The organism is Blautia schinkii (genome assembly GCF_013304825.1).
GTDB classification, from domain to species: domain Bacteria; phylum Bacillota; class Clostridia; order Lachnospirales; family Lachnospiraceae; genus Blautia_A; species Blautia_A schinkii_B.
On record NZ_JAAWUO010000012.1, the window covers coordinates 109,499 to 127,708 of the forward strand.

Here is an 18,210-nt window from a genome sequence, read left to right on the forward strand (position 1 = left end):
GGTTTCAGAAACATATTGTCTGTACTTTATCTTCTGGCATCCTCAACAGCTTTATACATAGCCATGATATTCTGAGGAGGAACATCGCCGAGGATGTTGTGCTCCTGGTTGAATACGAATCCACCATCCTGGAAGAAGATATCGATCATGCGTCTGCAATAATCGTAAACCTCTTTTTCGGTTCCCATGTTCAGAATTTTCCTGGTGTTGCAGCCGCCACCCCAGAAGGTGATATCCTTGCCGTATTCCTGTTTCAGCTTCGCAGGATCCATGTTAGCTGCAGAAGTCTGAACCGGATTAAGAATATCGAAGCCGGCTTCTGCCAGATCACCGATCACCGGGAAAATGGAACCACAGGAATGAAGGAAAGTCTTCATGCTGCTGTGTTTATGTACATACTCATTGATCTTGGTATGATACGGCTTGAATAAGGTGCGGTATTTTTCCAGGGACATGAACATGTTGTTGTTCATTCCAAGGTCATCACCGAAGCGGACGATATCTACGATTCCGTCAAGGTACTTACATGTGTTTTCCAGATTTTTAAGGTGGCGTTCCAGAAGCTGGTCATTAAGTGCAAGAACCTGCTCCGGTTCCTCATAAATATCCATGAGATAATTTTCCATTCTGCGAAGGAAAGTTCCCCATTCGAAGAAGTTGCATCCGCAGGTTATCATCAGGGCACGGTCTGTGCTGTTCTTCAGTACCAGACATCTCTCACGAAGTGTTTCCCAGAAATATTTTTCGCTGGAATGATCCCATGGACTGTGAACCATAGCACTCCAGATAACTTTTCCCATCTCTTTATCCAGATCATTGTAGTTTTCCGGATAATCTTCTTTATATGGGAAGTACTGCTGGTCAAAACACATTCCGCCGTTTGGCATCTTGGCAATAAGTGTGCCTTCGCAGTCAAAATATTCATAGGAGCCGTCCTTGTTATGTCTCGGCTTGAACCAGCTTGGCCACTGTGCGGCAACTCCGTTGGAAAGAGTTACATCGTACCAGTCAGAGTCTTCTGTGTTGAACACACGACCAACATCAAGAACATCTGCTCCGATGATATCAAGCACCTGGATCTCAGGCTGTGCAACCTGCTGGACAACATCATAAATACGGTTGTGTCCGGTTTTGATTCCGAGATAATCTTTTAATTTCCCGTAAGCCATACCGCTGATTCCGGCGCTTACGTTGCTTCCCAGATCCATAGGAAGCGAATCTGGATTCTGATGATTGATCGACGCCATTACACGTTCTCTTGGTGTCATTTTCATATATTTTTACCTCCTGTAGTTTTTCATCTGCTTCAACTTATAACTACATTATGTGAAAAAAAAGTGCGTGTTTCAATACGGTTGCCGGAATAAAAATCTAAACGTTTTACTACGAATTTTACCATATTAAATGAAGCGGATCTCATAGTGCTTATAATGAAAAACAGATAAAAACAGAGAGAAAAACGACGAAACAGAGGCGTTTGAAGGGACATAAAAATGATAACATTAAAAGACGTTGCAAGGGAAGCAGGTGTATCCATAGCAACCGTTTCCTGTGCACTGAGCGGAAAGAAAGCAGTCCGTCCGGAAACCTATACAAAGATAATGGACGCGGTGGAGAAGCTGAAATATATTCCGAATTATTCTGCCAGAAATCTGAAAAAAAAAGCCAGCAATATGGTAAGCGTGCTGCTTCCGGGAATGAGGAGCCAGTTTTACTCAGGGCTCTTTGACGGAATATCTTCTTATCTTCAGTCCCATGGATATTCCATTAATATTGCGTTTTCCAATGATTCCGCAGATGTGGAATGTACGAAGATCGACGAATTTATTACCCAGAATTCAGCAGGGCTTATTATCGTGACGACACAGCCCGGTAATACAGCTTTTTTTCAGAACCACATTATGGATTATCAGATTCCGGCGGTTTTTGTTGAGCGTGAACCGGATTCCGTGTTCTGTAATTATGTAGGGTTTCGTCATTACGATACCTTTTACAGCATAACAAAACAGGTTCTGGAACAGGGATACCGGGATATCAGTATTGTCTGTGGTCCTCTTGAGTTTTCTTCTGAGCGGAATTATGTCCGGGCATGCAGAGATGCCATGGAAACACTGGGTGAAGATTTGGCACCGGAGAAGATATGTGCGACGAATTTTACCAGAGAAGATGCATTCAGCAGTTTTATGAAAATTTTTTCCAGGAAGCCGCCGGAGGTTTTGCTGTCAACAAGTCGTGAGATCACATATGGAATTCAGACTGCCATGGAATACTGCGGATTGCGAACCCCGGAGGATATTGTTCTGATCAGCTGTTCCGAGGAATCCTGGATCAACATCAATCAGAATGATGGTGTGATCAAAATCTCCAGAAACAGTACTGTTCTGGGGGAGCAGGCAGCCAGGATACTTTTGCAGAATATCCATAACCCAAGGCTGTATGAGCAGACTATACAGGAGATTGATTTTTCGGAAAAGGATATCCGGCTTGTGAGTCTGCCGGAAAAAGAAAAGCAGCAGAAACAGAGCTTCCGGATATCCTGCAAAGAGAAAATCCGTTTTCTGGCAGTGGACAATCCGACTATCCAGGCACTGCAGCTTCTTACCGGACATTTTGAAGCGGAAACCGGGATTCAGGTAGAGTTTCACTGTGTACCTCAGAACCAGCTGCTTTCCATGATCTCGGAGTCCTGCGCTACACTGACGCAGACCTATGATTTTTATACTTATGATGTTCCGTGGCTGGAATATATGGTTCAGAATATGTGTCTTGCAGATATTTCTTCCTTTATTGAAAGTGACAGCTTCAGAAAGGATCAGTTTTTTCAGTCAGGTTTCCAAAACTGCCAGTTGAACGGACGGTATTTCGGAATCCCGGTGAGCGGAGGAACACAGCTTCTTTTCTACAGAAAAGATCTGTTTGAAAACAGGGAGCTTCAGGCTGAATATCAGAAAAGGAGTCTGATATCACTTCGCGCACCGAGAACATGGAAGGAATTTAATGATGTGGCTGCCTTTTTTACAAGGAAGGAGAATCCTGCGTCACCTACAGAATACGGAGCTTCTTTTGCGGGAGCGATCGATGAAGAACTGGCACCGGAGATCCTGATCAGGCTCTGGGCCTGCGGCGGAAAGCTGTGGGATAATTATCATAGGCCAACCTTTCATACGAAGGAGAACAGAATGGCTTTTGAGAGTATTCTCCATACGCTGGATTATATACCGGAGAAAGATATGAACAGATCTATCACTCAGACAGTAGATGATTTCTGTACAGGCAGGACAGCTATGCTGATCACATATTCAGAGTTTGCCCATGGAATAAACCGGCGGGTGAAAGAGAATGTATCCGGTCGGATCGCTTCCGGTATGGTTCCGGGAAAAGCACCTGCCAGTGTAGGATGGAATCTGGGACTGAATCCTTTTTCCTCACACAGAGAATCTGTCTGCCGATTTTTTTCCTGGCTGTGCAACAGTGATACGAATCTGTATCTGACTATACTGAATGGTGCGTCAACAGTTGTGACACCGTACCGCAACAGTGAGCTGCTGAAGCTGTATCCCTGGCTGGCCAGCACTGAGGAGAGCCTTCAGTATGCAAAAAGACGAAACAGTCCGTATCGAAAGAATCGCCTGATTATTCCTGTAGAGCAGATTGAGAAGATCATGTGTCAGGCTCTGCGAAAAACATATCAGGGAGATATCTCTGTTGAGGAGGCGCTGAAAGCAGCACAGGAAGAGGCGGATCACCTGTTCAGCATGTATGGATATCCAACGATTCATGAAATATTCAGAAGATGACGAAAAACCACGTTTGATAATTTTTTGTAATATGCAATATACACAAGAATAATTGTGGGAAAAGTTGTAACTTTTGTGAAAATATAGTATAATCAACGAAAAAGTGCACGAAAAACAGACAAAAATTATATATAATCACGGGCAATGTACAGATGGGAGGGGAAGAAAATGTATACACTTCTGATTGCTGATGATGAACCTCTTATCCGCAATGGGGTGAAAAAGATCATAGACTGGGAATCTCTGGGATTTTCGGAGATTTTTCTTGCGGAGGATGGACAGGAGGCACTGGATATCATACGGAAAAATCATGTGGATCTTGTGCTGACAGATATTGTGATGCCGTTTATGGATGGTCTGGAGCTGACGGAGATCCTTTCAAGGGAATTTCCGCAGATCCATGTTGTGATCCTCACTGGACATGAGGATTTTCAGTATGCACAGAAATCTGTCGGACTTGGAGTGAAGAACTATATCCTGAAGCCTATCGGTGCCGAAAGCCTTTATAAGGAAATGAAGGAGATCTGCGAGAAGCTTCATATAGAGAACAGCCAGAGACAGTATATCCAGTCAATGAAGAATCAGCTTCGCCAGAGCCTGCCTGTACTTCAGGAACAGACACTGAACAAGATCGTCTGTTCTGCAGACCGTAATCTCAGGCTGTATCTGGAGAGGGCAAAAAGCCTTCAGCTGGATATGAGCCAGGCACCATATGAGATTGGAGTCATGGATCTTGATATGGAAAATATTTCAGGGGCAGATTATGATCTTTATCTTTTTGCATCCCGGAATATTGTGAAAGAATGTCTGGGAAAAGAGCATTATGTTTTTGAAGATGGAAAAGACAGAGTGGTAATTTTGTTTCGCTGCGGTACACTTGAAGCAGAATCGCATGATCTTATTTATGATGTCCTCTGTATTATCCAGAAGTCTATCTATAACACGATCCGGCTGAAAACCACCTGTGCACTGGGGACAACGGCAGCCACCCTGGATGAACTGAACCAGGCCTACCGCAATGCAAAGAAAGCACTGGAGTGTAAATATTCACTGGGAAGCAATAATGTTTATGATATTGAAGACCTGAATTATCTGGAGCGTTCCTTCTATTATCCGCAGCAGGAACTTCACCATCTTACTAAGAGTATCATGATCGGCAATACGGAAGAAATCGAACGAGCAGTACGTTCTGTATTTCATGACAATGGAAAGAACGGTTCCCTTTCCGGAAAAAATGTCAAGGTTATTTATATGGAGGCAATGAATGCGCTTTTGAGAGAACTTGCCGGGCTTAAGGATATCCCGGATGAAATGTGGAACAGAGGATTTGTATTATACCAGAAATTTGAAACATACAGTTCCCTGAGAGAGATGGAGGATGAGCTGATCCGATTTGCATGCAGTATCCGTGACGAAATGAATTCTGCTCAGACAAACAGTGGAATGCAGGTTATTGACAAGGTGAAGGATTATGTAATGAGAAATTATAAAAATCCGGAGATTTCCCTTACATCAGCAGCGGAATTTGCATCTGTCAGTACAGGATATTTAAGCGGACTCTTCAAGAAAGAAGCGGGAACGAATTTTGTAAAATATCTTACAGATGTCCGTATGGAAAAATCCATGCAGCTGCTTCGATCAACAGATATGAAAACCTATGAGATTGCTTATGAAACAGGATTTTCCAATCCTCATTATTTCAGTGTTTCTTTCAAAAAATATACAGGAATGTCTCCTTCCGAGTTCAGGGCAAAGGAGTAAGCCATGAAGAAAAAACAGAAAAGCAGCCTGAAAAACCGGGCCCTGAGTCAGACAGCGGTGCTGATTATTGTTACCATGTGTATTATGGTTACTGTTTTTTATATGGTCTTTCATTCAAGGGCATTTAATGAACGGGGAAAGTACGAAGAAGAAAATCTGGTAAATATGGAAGCCTATCTGAACAGCTATCTGGAGGAAGTGGATTCCATTGCAAAAAATGTAAATTATAATTATTATCTTCAGGATTATCTGGAAACTGTGATCAAAGAAGAAGATGATTATGTGGATAGCGGAATCGGAAAAAATATGCGTTCTTATGAGATGAGCTCCCAGGCATTCAGTGACACCTTACTTTCCAGGGCAGATATTTCCTCCATTATGATTTTTGGAAAGAAAAAAATGCTCCTGAACAGATCTATGTATACCTATCAGAAGGTCGCATTGGATTATTCCAAGCTGGACTGGTATGCGAAGGCAGTGGCAAAGCCACAGGATGCAATTATCACAGGACCTAACAGACATTCATTTTTTGACACAGATGATGAGGTGATCTCACTGAGCAGGGAAGTCCAGAGCTATGAAAACGGAACCTTCCGAGGTGTGATCCTGATCAATCTGAATATGAATAAGATCACGGAGATCTGTAATTCTTTTCAGGAAAAACAGGAGAATTTTATATGTATTATAAATGATAAGGGCGAGCTGGTTTATGAGCAGCAAAATGGAAGAGAACGCTTCGCTTTTGATGAGAAGGAAAACCGTCAGGAGCTGAATACAGCACTTGGGAAAACGAAGGAGAGCTGTTTCAGGCTGAACTACAGAGGAGAGAAATATCTGGTAACCAGAACCGATATGAAAACAACAGGGTGGACTCTGGTAAGTATGGTTCCGTACAAGTCTGTGATGGCAGAAACAATGGCGATCAGTGGGGTAATGATCCTGGCTGTGGCAATTACTCTTATAGTAACCCTGCTTCTGCTTAACCGGATTCTTACAGGAGTAGTAAAGCCTCTGAAAAAACTGGAAAAATATATGGTTCAGGTTAATCCGGATAATATGGATCAGCGTATGGAAATTCTTACAGACGATGAGATCGGACATTTGTCAATGAAATTTAATCAGATGATGGACCGTATCCGGAATCTGAAAGAGCAGGTGATCGAAGAACAGGAAGATAAGCGAAAGTACGAGCTTCAGGCTCTGCAGGCACAGATCAATCCGCATTTTCTGTACAATACGCTGGATTCCATTATATGGATGGCAGAGACAAATGACTCAAATATCGTGGCAATGACAGAAGCACTGGCAAAGCTGTTCCGGATATCCCTGAACAAGGGAAATGAAGAAATCTCTCTGGAAAGGGAGCTGGAGCATGTGAAAAATTATCTGATCATTCAGAGTATGCGTTATGCAGATAAATTTACATATGAAATTTCAGCAGAGCCTGGTGTGGAACGGTGCAGGACGATAAAGCTGATCCTGCAGCCGATAGTGGAAAACTGTATTTATCATGGCATCAAAAAGAAACGAGGAACAGGAAAGATCACTATCCGGGCGTACAGGCGGGAACAGAATCTGATCATAGAAGTCAGCGATGACGGATGCGGAATACCGGAAGAAATATGCAGGAAAATCCTTTCTGATGAGATCGAATCTGAGAATATCAGCGGTTCCGGAATCGGAGTCAAAAATGTAAATGAACGCATCCAGCTCCGTTTTGGAAAGAAATACGGTCTGAGCTATTCATCAGAAGAAGGCGTTGGAACGACAGTGACTTATGTTCTTCCATATAATGAGGGAGGCAGTATATGAATAAGAAGCATATGAAAAAAAGGCTCCTGATTTTTGCGGCGGCAATTTTGATGATAATAACGACAGTAACTGTTCATTATAAAACAGAAGTCAGATCTGAGGCAGCCGGTATAAAAACGCAGCAGGAAACAAAGAAAAAAATAATCGGTGCCACCCTTGCATCCAGTCAGGCCAGTTATCAGTATGCTATTGGAAATCTTCTTGTTGCAGAAGCAGAGAAAGATCCGGATTATAAGCTGGAAATCCAGTATGCAGAATGGAATGTAAAAAAACAGGAAGAGCAGATGAGGGATTTTATCCGGAGAAAAGTTGATGCCATCATTTTTTGTCCGGTTAATGCGAAATCCTATCTGAATGTACTTCGCGAGGCAAAGAACGCCGGAATCCCTGTGATCAATCTGAATATGAAAGTGGATACTGTATCTGCGGAATATATTACAACTTATGTAGGGGCAAGTATGTCGGAAGAGGCTGATCTGGCAGGTCAGCTGGTGGTGGAATGTCTTAATGGAAAAAAAGGAAAAGTGGGAATCATCGAAGGTTCTCAGGGAACAGATCCCCAGATTTACAGAACACAGACATTTCTGGAATATCTGTCCAGTTATCCGGACGTTGAAGTTGTGGGGATTGAAGAAGCCAACTGGTCCCGGGCAAAAGCAGGTCTGGCAGCATCCAGACTTCTTTCCCAGAATCCGGATATCAATGTATTTTACTGCCATGACAGCAATATGGCACTGGGAGTTTATGATATGCTGAAGGCAAGGGGAATACAGGACAAGATCCAGGTGATAGGAATCGGAAATGAAACAGAGCATATGGAAGCGGTAAAGAGTGGAAAGCTTTATGGTATTGTAACCCAGCCGCCGGAATATGAAGCAGAATATGCCTGGAGCTGTGCAAAAAGAGCAGCTGACGGAGAGGTTCTGCGTCTCTGGTATAAAAACCTTGTGGTGAGCCTTACAAAGGAGAATGTAGACAGCTATTTCAGCCCCGTAATAGATTAAAAAATGAACAATATCTGATGTGAAAAATAAGACTAAACCGATGAAAAAATTGAATTTCAATTTTCATCGGTTTTTCTTATTATACTAATAAATACTTCGTAATGATCGGACTTATTACTCAGGAAGGTGAACTGACATTGGCGGAGGTGTCATTCATGGGAAAGGAGATAAATATGAGCAGTGGAGTAAACAGCACGGGACAGACATACGCTCTGGATATGCAGAAGGTTTCAAAACGTTTTCCAGGTACACTGGCTGTTGATAAGGTAGATTTCCGTGTGAAAAAAGGTGAAGTGCATGCTCTGATGGGAGAGAATGGTGCGGGAAAATCAACTCTGATGAAAATGCTGAACGGTTTGTTTAATGACTATACAGGAGATATCTACATTAACGGAGAGAAGAAACTTCTCCATTCCCCGACAATGGCCAAGGAAGCAGGAATCGGAATGGTATATCAGGAGCTTTCTCTTGCAAGAAGAATTTCCATTTATGAGAATCTTCTGGTGGGAAGACTTCCTAAGAAAGGTATTTTTGTAGATAAGAAGAAAGCAATTGAAGAGTCAAAGAAACTTCTTGCAAGAGTAGGACTGGATTATATTGATCCGACTATGGATGTTTCTGAGATCAGTCAGTGCGAAGCACAGCTTGTCGAGATTGCGAAAACTCTTGGTTTTAATCCATCCATTATTGTTATGGATGAGCCCACATCCGCTCTTTCCAGCGATGAGGTTGAACGCCTTTACAAGATCATCCGTCAGCTGAAGGCAGAGGGGCTTGCAGTGGTTTATATTTCCCATCACCTGGCAGAGATCTTTGAGATCGCAGACAATGTTACAGTTATGCGAGATGGTAAGCTGGTAGGCTCCTGTGCAGTAGCTGATACGAATCCGGACAAGCTGGTTGAGATGATGGTAGGAACTCCTGTAAAGAATTTCTATGAGAACCATAAATCCATGGTACAGGATGAAGTTGTACTGAAGGTTGAAGATTATACACACTGGGGATTTTTCCATCATGTAAACTTCGAGCTTCATAAGGGTGAAGTACTTGCTATCTGCGGACTGGCCGGGGCAGGAAGAACAGAGATCGCAAGAGCACTGATCGGTGTGGATAAGGCCGATGGTGGAAAAGTCTATATACATGGAAAAGAGACGCATTTCAGGAACTTCGGAGAAGCTATCGCCGGAGGACTTGGATATCTGACAGAGGATCGAAAAGTCGTAGGTCTGGCACTGAACCAGACAGTTGGTGATAATGTGACCTCCTGTATTATCGATCGGAATTCCAACGGTATTTTCTACAACCAGAAGAAACTGAACGGACTGATTGATGAGAAGATCAATGAGATGAGCGTTTATCCGGCAGACAGAGACCGTCTGGTAAACAGCTTCTCCGGTGGAAACCAGCAGAAGGTGCTGATGGCCAAATGGCTGGCAGCTGGTGTTGATATCCTGATCCTGGATGAACCTACACGAGGTGTTGATGTTAATGCCAAGCAGGTTATCCATAATGTAGTTAAGGATTATGTATCAAAAGGCAATTCCGTAATTCTTCTTTCTTCTGACCTTCCGGAAGTTGTGGGACTTGCAGACAGAGCAGTGATCTTACGTGAAGGACATACGATCGGAATGATCCGGAAAAAAGATATGACGGAAAATTCAATACTGATTGCAGCTAATGGGGAGGGAGAGTTCGTATCATGTCAGAAGTAAATAAAAATGGAAATACTGCCGCTCCAAAGGTAGATACAAGAAAAACAGAGATCAACAAAGCCAGCCTGATCTTTAATCAGCTTGGCATCTGGATCATTGTTGCAGGACTTATCATTCTGGGAATGATCATTTCGAAAGGACAGTTCTTCGGAAAAAGTAATATCCAGTCTATTCTGGAAGCAGTAGCCCTGACCGGTATGGTCTGTGCAGGACTGTTCTACGTTACATATTCAGGAAACATGACCGATATGTCTGTGCCGATCACAATGGCATTCGGCGGAGTTATGGCAGTACAGTGCATTAACTTCGGTTTTGTGGGATCTATTATTGCAGGACTTCTTGCAGGTGCCCTGATCGGTCTGATCAACGGTTTCATGATCGGTAAGATGAGAGCCAACGCCATCATCTGGACACTGGCGGTAAATCTTTTGATATCCGGTGTCATACGAGTAGTATGGCAGGGAAAAATGCTCTACGCAGAGGATATCGCGAAAGAGAGCATGCAGTCATCTGCTGAAAAGTTTTACGCGATTTCCAGAACCTATATCGGTGGAGCAATCTCCCTGATGGCAATCGTTATGCTGGTTATGTTTGTGATCTCATGGGTGATTCACACAAAAACAGCATTCGGACAGAAACTGAAGATCATCGGTACCAATTATGAGGTAGCGAAATTTTCAGGAATCAACTGTACAAAACAGATCATTATCGCATATGTGATCAATGGTCTCTGCAGCGCAACAGCTGGTATCTTTTATGCAGCTCTCAGAAAATGTGCTTCCTACGAAAACGGAACCGGTTATGATTTTGATGCTCTGACTGCGATCCTTCTGGGCGGCGTTTCCCTGAACGGTGGAAAAGGAAGTATTGTTGGAACCTTCGGTGGTGTTCTTGCTTATGGTATCCTCAACAATATTCTTTCCTGGATCGGTCTTGGGACATACACCAAGTATCTTGTCCAGGGTATCGTATTCCTGTTCATCGTATGGTTAAACACACATTCAAACAGAAAGTTGGGTAAAGCATGATGGAGAAGAAATTTAAGCTGAATGCAGCAATGATCAACAAAAACCGCGCATTTTTATTACTTGCGATCGTACTTTTCTGTGGACTGTTTGTGGACAATTTCTATACAGCCTACAATATCCGGGCAGTAACAGGTAACGGAAGTCTTGTTATCTGGCTGGGACTTGGATTTACTATCGTCCTCATTGCAGGGCATATGGATATGACAGTTATGTACATGTCAACCTTTGCGGCACTTCTTACACTTGGGCTTCACAGCAACCAGAAGCTTCCGTGGGCAATCTGCATTCTTATCGGTGCTCTGATGGGTGTTGTAAACGGCCTGATCATGGGACTGCTTGTTACAAAGCTGAAGATCCACGCATTTATCGCAAGTATCGGTATGCAGCTGGTTCTCAAAGGAATCATGTATGTGTACTGTAACGGAAGTGAGCTGAGTATCGGAAGAGATTATGATCTGAATGAAAAGCTGAATAATCAGCTGCTTCCATTTCTTCCATTCTCAACGTACTTTATTATCACAACACTTTTTGTAATCCTGGTAATTGTAATTCTCCGTTACACAAGACTTGGAAGAAATATCCATATGGTAGGTGGCAATGCAGAGACAGCATGGCTTGCAGGTATCCACAGTGACCGTGTTGTAATAGCAGCATTTATCATTTCCGGACTTGCAGCAGGACTTGGCGGAGCATTGAACGGAATCTATTCCGGTGCAGCCAATGTAACCATGGGCGAAAAAGGAATCTCACCTTTCTATATGGCATTTACAGCAACTGTTATCGGCGGAACAGATATCTACGGTGGCAAAGGAAGCGTAGGCTGGACCTACATTTCTCTTCTGATGATCGCATTCCTGAAATCTCTCTGTAAATCCACAGAGCTTCAGGTACTGGTTATCGGTGCAGCACTTGTGCTTTGCCTGATCTATGAGACAGTTGCAAAATACAATAAAGATAAGATCCTTGGACGTCGTCCGAATCTTCATCTGGAACATCTCAAAGAGATGAAAGGTGCAAAATAAGTAACGAAAATAACAGGGGAAATTAAAAGCGGAGGGAGCTTTTAATAAAATAAAAACTATATAAGGTATAGGAGGAAGAAAACATGATGAAAAAGAGACTGGCGGTTCTGTTATGTGGTGCTATGTTGTTAGGTACGGGGTCTGTAGCATTTGCAGAGGAGAACACAGACGCCCAGGCAACTGAGGCAGAGGCAAGTGATGAGAGTGCAGAAGAGGAAGCAGTAGAAGTTCCGGACGCTGCAAAAGATTCTTACGACAAACTGCAGGAAGCAGAGAAAACATTAAAAACAACAGATGATCATCTCATGATGGAAGTGCCGCTTAGCTTCGATGTTCCGAAAGTAGACGGAGATGCTGCATATTGTGAAGACAATTACGAAGAGACAGATGCCAATCACTGGCATTACAAAGAGTATCTTGACTGGGACGAGGCAAATGATGCAAAATTCCCGGAGTCACCGGCAGATGGACAGGAAGGCAAAAAAGTTATCCTGATCGTTCATGGTGCACATGCCTGGACAACATGCTACACAGAGGCTTTCCAGAAAGCATGTGATGCAGTCGGAATGGAAGTAACTGTTTATGATCCAAACTGGGATCAGGGAAATCAGGATAGCTACATTGACCAGGCAATCAACGAGCATCCGGATGCAATCGCATTGATTCCGCTTTCCGCTGACCATGCAACACAGCAGTTCAAGAAGATCACAGACGCAGGAATCCCGGCATTCTGTGTAAATACAACACCAGAAGCAGAAGCTATGAACTACATCATTTCCTATACTGGCCCGAATGACTGGTATCAGATGAGAACACTTGCCGATATGCTTGGTGAGAAGATGGAAGGCAAAGGAGGAGTTGCTTATATTACACATAACGTAGGTGGATCTCCTTACTATGCACGCTGCTATGGACCTATGACAGAGCTTGCTGAGAAATATCCGGACATCGAGACACTTGATATCCAGTCTCCTGGATTCGAGGCTTCCAAGGTTAAACAGGTCGTATCCGACTGGATCACAAAATATGGCGATAAATTAAATGCTATCGTTCTTGCAGATGACTCTGACCAGGCTATCGGTGCAGCTGAGGCTTGCGAGGCAGCAGGACGTGACGATATCGTAATCGTTGCAGCTGGTATCTCCAAACAGGGTCTTGATCTTGTAAAAGACGGAAAACTTTATGGTATGTCCTATCAGACCTGCCAGGGTGATGCTGGTCTTGCAGTTCGTACAATCTCCGAGTGGTTCTGTGGCATTGATGTAAACCGTGTAAACTATCTGAGAACAGACGTTGTTACTTCTGAGAACACAGCAGACTTTGAGCCGTGCCAGTGGTAATAAAAAAGAATAAACATGTCTGCTGATGCGGATGTCTGGATGCCGTCTCCTTTGAGGGAGGCGGCATTTTCAAACTGTGGATTGTGAAGAGCTTATGCAGCAGTGGCTTGTGTGGGCATGAATAATGGAGGTAATGGGATGAAAGCAGAAGAAGTTAGGATCTCCGAATGGGAAGGATATCAGAGAAAGGATTTTAAACTGGATGGCCATGAGTGTATCCTGGTCATGCCGAAAGAAGTGCATCCGGGAAAACCATGGGTATGGCGCGCAGAGTTTTTCGGAGCTTTTGATTATGCAGACAGAGCACTTCTTGAAAAAGGCTGGCATATTGCATATATGATGATCAGCGACATGTACGGATGCCCGGAATCCATAAGCCTTATGGAAATGTTTTATCAGTATATCACAGAGGAAGAAGGCCTTAATAAAAAAGCAGATCTTTTCGGCTTCAGCCGGGGCGGTCTTTATTCTGTCAATTATACGGTGAAAAATCCTGAAACGATCTCCACGCTGTATCTGGATGCGCCGGTTATGAATGTGACGAGCTGGCCGGGAGGATATGGAGCAAGTGAGCGTTATTCGAAAGAATGGGAAGAGTGTAAGGCAGTTTATCATCTCACAGATGAGAATGCCCTGGAGTTTAGGGGGAATCCTCTGGACAAAATGCCTCAGCTTCTTAAAGCGGGGATCAGGATCATGCTGGTAGCGGGTGCGGTTGACAGTGTTGTGCCTTATCAGGAAAACGGTGCCAATCTGGCCAGATATTATGAGGAAAACGGCGGCCAGATCAAAGTGATCGTAAAACCGGACTGTGACCATCATCCGCACAGTCTGGAAGATCCTGCACCGATCGTAGAGTATATTGCAGATAATTTCGAGAGAAACTGAGAAGAGATATACTTAAAAACAAGTATGTCTACCAGAAACTAATCATAAACAGCCAGAAATTAAGAATTGTACACATTGGCTGACCGGGGTACAATATAGGCAATTCAAAAAACAATTAAACGAAATGCAAAGGCGCATTTGTTGTAGAAATACAGCGAATGCGCCTGTTTTTTTACCAGAATGAACGCAGGATGCAGAGGCAGATCGCGGGATGATTTTCAGAAAGAGAGGGAATGTATTATGGCAAAGAGCGAACAGGTAATCAAAGATCTTGATAGAGTGATCGGACTGATCAACACAGATATGAAAGATATTCCGGCAGAGGAGAAAAAACAGATGGTGGCAGATACCATCGATCATTTTGACAACTATGTAAGCCCGGGCTGGCTGAAATACCGTAAATCTGTTTCTTCTGACTCTGAGCAGGGTGCAGTTCTTGAGTGGCAGGATGAAGGAGCTTACTGCTATGGACTGAACGGAGAAAAATTTATCGACTGTCTTGGCGGCTTCGGTATTTACACCTGTGGTCACAGAAATCCGGAGATTCTGAAAACCGTAAAAGCGCAGCTTGATCATCAGGCACTTCATTCTCAGGAGCTTCTTGATCCGCTTCGTGGATATCTTGCAAAAGCACTTGCAGATATCACACCTGGCGACCTGCAGTACTGCTTCTTCACAAACGGCGGTGCAGAGGCCGTTGAGATGGCTCTGAAGCTTGCACGTATCGCAACCGGCGGAAGATGGTTCATTTCCACAGTAGGTGCTTTCCATGGCAAGAGCATGGGCGCAATCTCCATGGGTGGTAAAAGTACATACCGTACTCCTTATATTCCGATGGTACAGCAGGTACAGCATGTGCAGTATGGTATTGCAGATGATGTAAGAAAAGCGATCAAGAACCTTCAGGCAGTTGGAGAGAAGGTTGCCGGTGTGATCCTTGAGCCGATCCAGGGCGAGGCTGGCGTTATCGTTCCTCCGGCAGGATACCTTCAGGAGGTTCGTGAGATCTGTGATGAGACAGGTGTGGCGCTGATCTTTGATGAAATCCAGACAGGTATGGGACGTACCGGCACAATGTGGAGATGTGAGGCAGAGGGCGTTACACCGGATATCATGACATATGGTAAAGCTTTCGGCGGTGGTATCATGCCGATCACAGGTATCATCTGTAAACCGAAGATGTGGGTTCAGGATCTGATCGACAACCCATGGCTTCTTGGCTCTCCTACATTTGGCGGAAACCCGGTATGCTGTGCAGCAGCTATCGCAACTATCAAATATATGCTTGAAAATGATATCCCGGGTGTCTGCAAAAGTAAAGGTGAGATCCTGAAAGCAGGACTTCAGAGCCTTGCAGAAAAATATCCTGAGATCATCCAGGAGGTTCGTGGTACAGGTCTTATGCTTGCAGTTGAGTTCCATACATGTGAGCTTGGTTATGAGACTGCAAAGGGTCTGTTTGCAAGACGCGTCATGACAGCCGGTACTCTTGTTAATGCGAAAACCATCCGTTTCGAGCCTACAGCTGTTATCTCCGAACAGGATATCAAGGATGTTATCTCCAGAATGGACGAGGCTCTTGCTGATACAAAGAAAGAACTTAATGTATAAGATAAGACAGAATTTTACAGAGAGTATTTTTTATGCGGAAAGGCATCGGCTTAGCTGGGCTGATGCCTTTTCTGAATGAATTACAAAGCATTTATATTGATGGATATGCTGCAGAGATAGACGTGAATATCTGAGTTAATGATCAATGTATTTTTTCAGAAAGGGATGATATTATAAGATGAGCTTATGCAGAATAGAAGTCATCACAAGCCTTGCAAAATTTTCCAGCCTGAAATCTGCACTTAGTAAAGCCGGTGTCAGAGGTATGACTGTTATGCAGGTGCTTGGATGTGGCGTTGAAAAAGGTACCCGTGAGTACGAGGTGGATGAAAATTACGAGATGGAGCTCCTTCCCAAACAGCAGATCAGTGTTGTGGTAAAAAAGGAGCAGGTGGATAAGATTGTGGAAGTGATCAAGCATGAGCTTTATACCGGGCATATTGGCGATGGCAAAATTTTTATCTACGATATTGATAATGTGATCCGTGTAAGAACGGGTGATGAAGGTGTAGATGCTCTGTAAAGGGTAAGCAGAGAATCGTGATGGCAGGCGAGGGTGTCCGCAGATAAAGCGGAACTTCGCCTGTTTCTATGTTGTCTGTTTTGGGCTGCTAAACGAATGCGGATCGCGAATATCCGTCTGACTTATTGGGAGGTGACTGGGATTATGAGTGAAGATAAGAAATTAGGGCTGGGAAGTGTTGTATCTATATCAGTAGGGTTGGTCATTGCCACCAGCTGTCTGGTCTCACTGGGGCAGGGTGCAGGTACGGTTGGTGTTGTGTTTATTTTTTCCATGATTATTGCGTGTCTTTTGAATATGACTACGGTGGCTTCGCTTTCGGAGTTGAATGCCATTATGCCGAATACGACGGGTGGCCTGGCGCAGTATACACTGGCATGTCTGGGGCCTTTTCCCACGCTGATCTCCATGGTGGGCGGTTATCTGCTCTGTAATATTTTGTCCTCTGGTGTGGAGGCTTCGATTTTTTCCTATGCGATGGCGCAGACGATCAAGCTGCCGGTTCCCAGTATTGCGTATACGCTGATCATGACCATTGTGATCATGATCGCAAATCTTCGTGGTGTGGATATGTTTGCAAAGATCCAGGATCTGGTCGCGTTTCTTCTGGTTGGTTCCATGATCATCATGGGACTGATCGGTATGCTTAAGCTGGGGACAGGGCAGGTGGTTTCGCAGCCGTATACAATGGCCACGAAGCCTTCGGAGCTGTTTTCTGCTACAGCTACGGCGTTCTGGCTGTTTATCGGGGCGGAGTATGTGATCCCGGTTTCCAAGAGTGTTAAGAATGCGAAGAGGAATGTTCCTCTTGGTATGATCATAGGTCTTGCTCTGATCTGTGGTGTGCAGTCGATAATGGTGTTTGGTTTTCATAATTATACGCCATGGCAGGAGCTTATGGATTCCCCGGCTCCGCATCTGCTTTACGGAGAAAATCTTCTTGGCAGTGCAGGTAAGATCTGGATGACTTTGGTGGCTGCGCTTGCAGTTGTGAGTACGCAGAATTCTACGGTGAATGGTCTGGCGAGTATCTGCCAGGGGATGGCGAAGATGAATATGATGCCGAGGATTTTTGCGAAGACGAATAAGCACGGGGTTCCCTGGTTTGGCGTTGTATTTGTCAGTGTGACGATTTTTATTTTTGCACTGATCAGTAATGATTCTTCTTCCATTATTTCGTTCCTGATCCTGGTGGGTTCGGTGTTCTGGATGATTTCTTATGTGCTGGCGCATGTGGATGTGCTGATTCTGAGAAAGCGGATGCCGAAGGTGCCGAGGAGCTTCAGGGTTCCTGGTGGGCCGGTGTTTCCGCTTGTTGGTATTGCGGGGACGTGTTATATGATCCTGAATATTTCTTCTGATCCGGTGGAGCGGAATATGATCTGGCTGGTTGTGGTGATCACTTTTGTGGTTCTGGCGGTTTATTCTTTCTGGTGGATCAGGACCAGGATGAAGATGCCGGTGTTTAAGAGTGTGCCGATCCAGCAGGTTATGGCGATGGAGAATGAGTTGTTTTATACGATCCGGAAGAGAAAGGGGATTTGGAGATAGTGTGGTGGAAGGACGCTGCTTTTATTGGCAGCGTCTTTCTTAATAAACGAGATAAACGAAATATTTTAAAAAAATTGAATTTTATGGTTGACAAGCATAACTCCCAGTGGTATTATAACTGAGCTGTCGCAAATAATTGTTTTTGAAAAACAAACAATTAA

General features: G+C 44.0%; 13 protein-coding genes. 12 read left to right on the plus strand and 1 reads right to left on the minus strand.

Annotation, left to right across the window (positions count from 1 at the left end):
• Positions 1–26: 26 nt before the first annotated feature.
• On the minus strand, positions 27–1,274 hold the full coding sequence (locus tag HFM85_RS10665; protein WP_173738063.1) for a uroporphyrinogen decarboxylase family protein: 1,248 nt from the start codon (positions 1,272–1,274) through the stop codon (positions 27–29).
• A 219-nt stretch (positions 1,275–1,493) separates the two neighbouring features.
• On the opposite strand from HFM85_RS10665, the gene HFM85_RS10670 reads away from it, so the two are divergent.
• From HFM85_RS10670 to HFM85_RS10725, 12 genes are all read left to right on the plus strand, one after another.
• Positions 1,494–3,797 (plus strand): extracellular solute-binding protein, encoded by a 2,304-nt coding sequence (locus HFM85_RS10670; RefSeq protein WP_173738062.1) that lies wholly within the window; start codon positions 1,494–1,496, stop codon positions 3,795–3,797.
• Between the two features lie 168 nt (positions 3,798–3,965).
• Entirely contained in the window at positions 3,966–5,558 is a 1,593-nt protein-coding gene (locus tag HFM85_RS10675; RefSeq protein WP_015526629.1) for a response regulator, read from the plus strand.
• Positions 5,559–5,561: 3 nt separating this feature from the next.
• Positions 5,562–7,370: a cache domain-containing sensor histidine kinase gene (locus HFM85_RS10680; protein WP_173738061.1), complete on the plus strand. Its 1,809-nt coding sequence runs from the start codon at positions 5,562–5,564 to the stop codon at positions 7,368–7,370.
• Positions 7,367–8,374, plus strand: a complete 1,008-nt coding sequence (locus HFM85_RS10685; RefSeq protein WP_173738060.1) for a sugar ABC transporter substrate-binding protein — start codon at positions 7,367–7,369, stop codon at positions 8,372–8,374. Before HFM85_RS10680 ends, HFM85_RS10685 begins: the two co-directional genes overlap by 4 nt.
• Positions 8,375–8,529: 155 nt before the next feature.
• On the plus strand, positions 8,530–10,086 hold the full coding sequence (locus HFM85_RS10690) for a sugar ABC transporter ATP-binding protein (protein ID WP_015526626.1): 1,557 nt from the start codon (positions 8,530–8,532) through the stop codon (positions 10,084–10,086).
• Complete coding sequence (locus HFM85_RS10695) at positions 10,074–11,114, plus strand: ABC transporter permease (protein WP_015526625.1); 1,041 nt, start codon at positions 10,074–10,076, stop codon at positions 11,112–11,114. Before HFM85_RS10690 ends, HFM85_RS10695 begins: the two co-directional genes overlap by 13 nt.
• Positions 11,111–12,136 (plus strand): ABC transporter permease, encoded by a 1,026-nt coding sequence (locus tag HFM85_RS10700; RefSeq protein ID WP_059086396.1) that lies wholly within the window; start codon positions 11,111–11,113, stop codon positions 12,134–12,136. The genes HFM85_RS10695 and HFM85_RS10700 overlap by 4 nt, the downstream gene beginning before the upstream one ends.
• 83 nt (positions 12,137–12,219) lie before the next feature.
• On the plus strand, positions 12,220–13,476 hold the full coding sequence (locus tag HFM85_RS10705) for a sugar ABC transporter substrate-binding protein (protein WP_173738059.1): 1,257 nt from the start codon (positions 12,220–12,222) through the stop codon (positions 13,474–13,476).
• A 138-nt stretch (positions 13,477–13,614) separates the two neighbouring features.
• Positions 13,615–14,364, plus strand: coding sequence for an alpha/beta hydrolase family protein (locus HFM85_RS10710; RefSeq protein WP_015526622.1), 750 nt, complete (start codon positions 13,615–13,617; stop codon positions 14,362–14,364).
• Positions 14,365–14,604: 240 nt separating this feature from the next.
• Positions 14,605–15,975, plus strand: coding sequence for a putrescine aminotransferase (locus HFM85_RS10715; protein WP_015526621.1), 1,371 nt, complete (start codon positions 14,605–14,607; stop codon positions 15,973–15,975).
• 178 nt (positions 15,976–16,153) lie between these two features.
• A complete protein-coding gene (locus tag HFM85_RS10720) occupies positions 16,154–16,498 on the plus strand; it encodes a P-II family nitrogen regulator (RefSeq protein ID WP_059086394.1) in 345 nt (114 codons plus the stop codon).
• A gap of 144 nt (positions 16,499–16,642) precedes the next feature.
• Positions 16,643–18,049, plus strand: coding sequence for an APC family permease (locus HFM85_RS10725; RefSeq protein ID WP_173738058.1), 1,407 nt, complete (start codon positions 16,643–16,645; stop codon positions 18,047–18,049).
• Positions 18,050–18,210: the final 161 nt, after the last annotated feature.

Excerpts from the sequence above, each read along its gene's own strand:
- HFM85_RS10665 (WP_173738063.1), bottom strand. The coding sequence starts at position 1,274 with ATGAAAATGACACCAAGAGAACGTGTAATGGCGTCGATCAATCATCAG.
- HFM85_RS10670 (WP_173738062.1), top strand. The coding sequence starts at position 1,494 with ATGATAACATTAAAAGACGTTGCAAGGGAAGCAGGTGTATCCATAGCA.
- HFM85_RS10675 (WP_015526629.1), top strand. The coding sequence starts at position 3,966 with ATGTATACACTTCTGATTGCTGATGATGAACCTCTTATCCGCAATGGG.
- HFM85_RS10680 (WP_173738061.1), top strand. The coding sequence starts at position 5,562 with ATGAAGAAAAAACAGAAAAGCAGCCTGAAAAACCGGGCCCTGAGTCAG.
- HFM85_RS10685 (WP_173738060.1), top strand. The coding sequence starts at position 7,367 with ATGAATAAGAAGCATATGAAAAAAAGGCTCCTGATTTTTGCGGCGGCA.
- HFM85_RS10690 (WP_015526626.1), top strand. The coding sequence starts at position 8,530 with ATGGGAAAGGAGATAAATATGAGCAGTGGAGTAAACAGCACGGGACAG.
- HFM85_RS10695 (WP_015526625.1), top strand. The coding sequence starts at position 10,074 with ATGTCAGAAGTAAATAAAAATGGAAATACTGCCGCTCCAAAGGTAGAT.
- HFM85_RS10700 (WP_059086396.1), top strand. The coding sequence starts at position 11,111 with ATGATGGAGAAGAAATTTAAGCTGAATGCAGCAATGATCAACAAAAAC.
- HFM85_RS10705 (WP_173738059.1), top strand. The coding sequence starts at position 12,220 with ATGATGAAAAAGAGACTGGCGGTTCTGTTATGTGGTGCTATGTTGTTA.
- HFM85_RS10710 (WP_015526622.1), top strand. The coding sequence starts at position 13,615 with ATGAAAGCAGAAGAAGTTAGGATCTCCGAATGGGAAGGATATCAGAGA.
- HFM85_RS10715 (WP_015526621.1), top strand. The coding sequence starts at position 14,605 with ATGGCAAAGAGCGAACAGGTAATCAAAGATCTTGATAGAGTGATCGGA.
- HFM85_RS10720 (WP_059086394.1), top strand. The coding sequence starts at position 16,154 with ATGAGCTTATGCAGAATAGAAGTCATCACAAGCCTTGCAAAATTTTCC.
- HFM85_RS10725 (WP_173738058.1), top strand. The coding sequence starts at position 16,643 with ATGAGTGAAGATAAGAAATTAGGGCTGGGAAGTGTTGTATCTATATCA.